Origin of the sequence: Phenylobacterium ferrooxidans (genome assembly GCF_042714595.1) — a bacterium.
Lineage (GTDB): Bacteria > Pseudomonadota > Alphaproteobacteria > Caulobacterales > Caulobacteraceae > Phenylobacterium > Phenylobacterium ferrooxidans.
In genome coordinates, this window is record NZ_JAOTJD010000094.1 from 1 (window position 1) to 1,257 (window position 1,257).

At 67.5% G+C, this 1,257-nt stretch carries 1 protein-coding gene; it reads left to right on the top strand.

Annotation, left to right across the window (positions count from 1 at the left end; all coding sequences use genetic code 11):
• Positions 1-1,257, top strand: a 1,257-nt coding sequence (locus tag OCL97_RS22595) for an aldehyde dehydrogenase family protein (RefSeq protein ID WP_377371946.1), incomplete at both ends; no start/stop codon positions are given.

A 1,257-nucleotide genomic window follows, 5' to 3' on the forward strand; every position in this document is an offset into this window, starting at 1 on the left:
GGCCGCCCGCGCCGCCTTCCCGGCCTGGAGCCAGACCACCCGCGAGGAGCGCCTGGAAGTCCTGGGCCGCATCCTGGCCGAATATCAGAAGCGCTTCGGCGACCTGGCCACCGCCGTGACCGAGGAAATGGGCGCCCCCGCCAACCTCGCCCAGCGCGCCCAGGTTCCGATCGGCATGGGCCACCTGGCCACCGCCGTGGAAGTGCTGAAGACCTTCAAGTTCGAGGAAGACCGCGGCCCGACGATGATCGTCAAGGAGCCGATCGGCGTCTGCGGGTTCATCACCCCCTGGAACTGGCCCCTGAACCAGATCGTCTGCAAGGTGGCCCCGGCCATCGCGACGGGCTGCACCATGGTGCTGAAGCCCTCGGAAGTGGCCCCGTTCTCCGGCCAGATCTTCGCTGAGATCATGCATGCCGCGGGCGTTCCCGCCGGCGTGTTCAACATGGTTCAGGGCGACGGCCTCGGCGTCGGCGTCCCGTTGTCCAGCCACCCCGAAGTGGACATGGTCTCCTTCACCGGCTCCACCCGCGCCGGCATCGAGGTGGCCAAGAACGCCGCCCCGACCGTCAAGCGCGTGGCTCAGGAACTGGGTGGCAAGAGCCCCAACATCGTCCTCGACGACGCCGCCTTCGCCAAGGGCGTGGGCCGTGGCGTGGCCACCATGATGACCAACTCCGGTCAGTCCTGTAACGCGCCGACCCGCATGCTGGTCCCCAAGGGCCGCATGGACGAAGCCATCGCCGTGGCCCGCGAGGCGGTCTCCACCGTCACCGTCGGCGACCCGAACGGCAACAGCCAGCTGGGTCCCGTGGTCTCGGAAATCCAGTTCAACAAGATCCAGAAGCTGATCCAGGCCGGCATCGACGAGGGCGCGACCCTGGTCTCCGGCGGCGTCGGCCGTCCGGACGGCCTCGACAAGGGCTATTATGTGAAGCCCACCGTCTTCGCCAACGTCACCAACGAGATGACCATCGCCAAGGAAGAGATCTTCGGCCCCGTGCTGTCGATCCTCGGCTATGACAGCCTCGAACAGGCCATCGAGGTCGGCAACGACACCGAGTACGGCCTGGCCGCCTATGTGCAGGCCGAGGACCTCGAAAAGGCCCGCGGCGTGGCCCGCAAACTGCGCGCCGGCCAGGTGTCGATCAACGGCGGCGGCGGCGACATGATGGCCCCCTTCGGCGGCTACAAGATGAGCGGCAACGGGCGCGAGTGGGGCGATTTCGGCTTCCACGAGTTCCTGGAAACCAAGGC